Origin of the sequence: Streptomyces sp. NPDC086835 (genome assembly GCF_044745705.1) — a bacterium.
GTDB lineage: Bacteria > Actinomycetota > Actinomycetes > Streptomycetales > Streptomycetaceae > Streptomyces.
In genome coordinates, this window is sequence record NZ_JBIVAU010000021.1 from 1 (window position 1) to 3,560 (window position 3,560).

General features: G+C 67.2%; 2 protein-coding genes. Both read left to right on the top strand.

Annotated elements, in window-relative coordinates; all coding sequences use genetic code 11:
- The first annotated feature begins 172 nt into the window (after positions 1–172).
- Entirely contained in the window at positions 173–781 is a 609-nt protein-coding gene (locus ACIPJI_RS35490; RefSeq protein WP_005320121.1) for a CDP-alcohol phosphatidyltransferase family protein, read from the top strand.
- 122 nt (positions 782–903) lie between these two features.
- Positions 904–3,399, top strand: coding sequence for a mannose-1-phosphate guanyltransferase (locus ACIPJI_RS35495; RefSeq protein WP_307705323.1), 2,496 nt, complete (start codon positions 904–906; stop codon positions 3,397–3,399).
- Positions 3,400–3,560 lie beyond the last annotated feature (161 nt).

Below are 3,560 nucleotides of genomic sequence, written 5' to 3' on the forward strand. Positions count from 1 at the left end.
TGCAGGGGGGACCCTGTGGGAGAGTAGGACGCCGCCGAACAATCATTGTGGGAAAGCCCCGCACCTCTGGTGCGGGGCTTTCCTGCGTTCAGGGGGGCACTGCACAGGCCGGCACCAGCTGCAGGTAAGGTCAGGGAGCATCGTCGGCACGTTCCACACAGGAGGCCCCCGGGTGGAGGTCCAGGAGACCCGCGTTCAAACGGACCGGGTACTCACCATCCCCAACATCCTGAGCATGGCTCGCCTCGTCGGCGTGCCGCTGTTCCTGTGGCTGATTCTCCGCCCCGAGTTCGGCGGGCCCAAGAGTGACGGCTGGGCCTTGCTGGTTCTGATGCTCAGCGGCGTCAGTGACTATCTCGACGGGAAGCTGGCCCGACGCTGGAATCAGATCAGCAGCCTGGGGCGCATCCTCGACCCGGCCGCCGACCGTCTCTACATCCTGTCGACCCTTGTCGGTCTCACCTGGCGGGAGATTCTGCCGCTCTGGCTGACGGCCGCGCTATTGGCACGTGAAGTGATGCTGCTGGTGATGGTGGGAATCCTCCGTCGCCACGGCTATCCGCCGCCCCAGGTGAACTTCCTGGGCAAGGCAGCCACCTTCAACCTCATGTACGCCTTCCCCTTGCTGCTCCTGAGTGACGGAACGGGGTGGCTTGCGTCACTCGCGGCGATTTTCGGATGGGCGTTCGCGGGATGGGGTACAACTCTGTATTGGTGGGCAGGGATCCTCTATGTGATTCAAGTCCGCCGTCTCGTCAAAGCGGACACTATGGCCGATTGACCTCGTCGGTGTGGGAGCGCGCTGTGTCGCCGGCCGCGCGTGTCACCACATGTCACCAGCGGTCACTTCTGGACGGGTGAAGTCGGCCAGACAGTCGTCTCTTCAAGGAGGACGCTTCCGACATGAAGGCCGTCGTGATGGCCGGCGGCGAAGGTACCCGACTTCGCCCCATGACCTCGAGCATGCCCAAGCCGCTCCTGCCGGTGGCCAACCGGCCAATCATGGAGCACGTGCTCAGGCTGCTCAAGCGGCACGGGCTCACCGAGACCGTTGTGACCGTGCAATTTCTCGCCTCACTTGTGAAGAATTACTTCGGTGACGGCGAAGAGCTCGGAATGGAGCTCACTTATGCCAACGAGGAGAAGCCACTCGGCACTGCCGGCAGTGTGAAGAACGCAGAGGAAGCGCTGAAGGACGACGCGTTCCTCGTGATTTCCGGTGACGCCCTCACCGACTTCGACCTGACCGACCTCATCTCCTTCCACAAGGAGAAGGGCGCATTGGTCACCGTGTGTCTGACGCGGGTACCGAATCCGCTGGAATTCGGCATCACGATCGTCGACGAAGAGGGAAAGGTCGAGCGCTTCCTCGAGAAGCCGACGTGGGGGCAGGTCTTCTCCGACACGGTCAACACGGGCATTTACGTGATGGAGCCCGAGGTCTTCGACTATGTCCAGCCCGACGTTCCCGTCGACTGGTCCGGGGATGTCTTCCCGCAGCTCATGAAGGAAGGCAAGCCGATCTACGGCTATGTCGCCGAGGGCTACTGGGAGGACGTCGGCACTCACGAGAGCTATGTGAAGGCTCAGGCCGACGTCCTGGAACGCAAGGTGGACGTCGAGCTCGACGGCTTCGAGATCTCTCCCGGTGTGTGGGTCGCGGAGGGCGCGGAGGTGCATCCCGACGCGACACTGCGAGGCCCGCTCTACATCGGCGACTACGCCAAGGTCGAAGCAGGCGTCGAGATCCGCGAGCACACCGTCGTGGGATCCAACGTCGTCGTGAAGACCGGGGCGTTCCTGCACAAGGCCGTGGTCCACGACAACGTCTACATCGGTCCGCAGAGCAATCTCCGCGGCTGCGTCATCGGCAAGAACACCGACATCATGCGCGCCGCCCGCATCGAGGACGGCGCCGTCATCGGTGACGAGTGCCTCGTCGGCGAAGAATCGATCGTCCAGGGCAACGTCCGGGTCTATCCGTTCAAGACCGTCGAGGCCGGCGCGTTCGTCAACACGTCCGTCATCTGGGAGGCCCGGGGCCAGGCGCACCTCTTCGGTGCAAGAGGCGTGTCCGGCATCCTCAACGTGGAGATCACACCAGAGGTCGTGGTGCGCCTGGCCGGCGCGTACGCGACCACGCTGAAGAAGGGCGCCACGGTCACCACCGCGCGTGACCACTCGCGAGGTGCCCGCGCACTGAAGCGGGCGGTGATCTCGGCGCTTCAGGCCAGTGCCATCGACGTACGCGACCTGGAGAACGTGCCGTTGCCCGTGGCGCGGCAGCAGACGGCCCGCGGAAGTGCGGGCGGCATCATGATCCGGACGTCACCGGGGGTGTCCGACTCCGTCGACATCATGTTCTTCGACGAACGTGGTGCGGACCTCTCGCAGGGTGGGCAGCGGAAGCTGGACCGGGTGTACGCGCGCCAGGAGTACCGGCGTGCGTTCCCAGGGGAGATCGGCGATCTGCATTTCCCGTCGAGCGTCTTCGACTCGTACACCGGCTCCCTGCTGCGGAACGTGGACACCACCGGGATCGCCGAGTCGGGCCTCAAGGTGGTCATCGACGCGTCCAACGGCAGCGCCGGTCTTGTGCTGCCGAGCCTCCTGGGACGCCTCGGGGTGGACGCGCTGACGATCAATCCCGGACTCGACGAGGCGCGGCCGACGGAGTCCGCGGACACCCGGAGGTCCGGCCTGGTCCGGCTCGGGGAGATCGTCGCCTCCGCGCGTGCGGCGTTCGGTGTCCGCTTCGACCCCGTCGGTGAACGGATCTCGCTGGTCGACGAGCGGGGCCGGATCGTCGAGGACGACCGTGCGCTGCTGGTGCTGCTCGACCTGGTCGCGGCGGAGCGGCGCAGCGGCGGTGTGGCGCTGCCGGTGACGACGACGAGGATCGCCGAGCAGGTGGCGGCGTACCACGGCACGCAGGTGGAGTGGACGACGACGTCCCCTGACGACCTGACGAGGGTGTGCCGGGAGGAGACCACGATCTTCGGCGGCGACGGTCGCGGCGGCTTCATCGTGCCGGAGTTCAGCAGTGTCTTCGACGGCACGGCCGCGTTCGTGCGGCTGGTCGGCCTGGTCGCCCGTACCCAGCTCACACTGAGCCAGATCGACGCCCGCATCCCGCGGGCCCATGTGCTCAAGCGGGACCTCGCGACGCCGTGGGCGGTCAAGGGGCTCGTGATGCGGCGCGTGGTCGAGGCCGCCGGGGACAGGCACGTGGACACCACTGACGGTGTGCGCGTGGTCGAGGCCGACGGCCGGTGGGTGATGGTCCTCCCCGATCCGTCGGAAGCCGTCACCCATCTGTGGGCGGAGGGGCCCGACGACGCGTCGGCCCAGGCGCTCCTGGACGAATGGTCCTCCGTCGTGGACAGCGCAGGTCACTGACGCATCGCCGGGGGGGGGGGGGGGGGGGCCCCCGGGGGGGGGGCGGCCCCCCCCCGGGGGGGGGGGGGGGGGGGGGGGGGGGGGGGGCCCCCCCCCCCGTAAGCACCGCGCGGAGCGCGGTGGCGGGTCCGGGCAGAGCCCGGTTCGGGAAGGGGCGGGTG

What these genes read in the sequence shown, in the direction of transcription:
- ACIPJI_RS35495 (WP_307705323.1), top strand. Translation starts at nt 904, where the DNA reads ATGAAGGCCGTCGTGATGGCCGGCGGCGAAGGTACCCGACTTCGCCCC.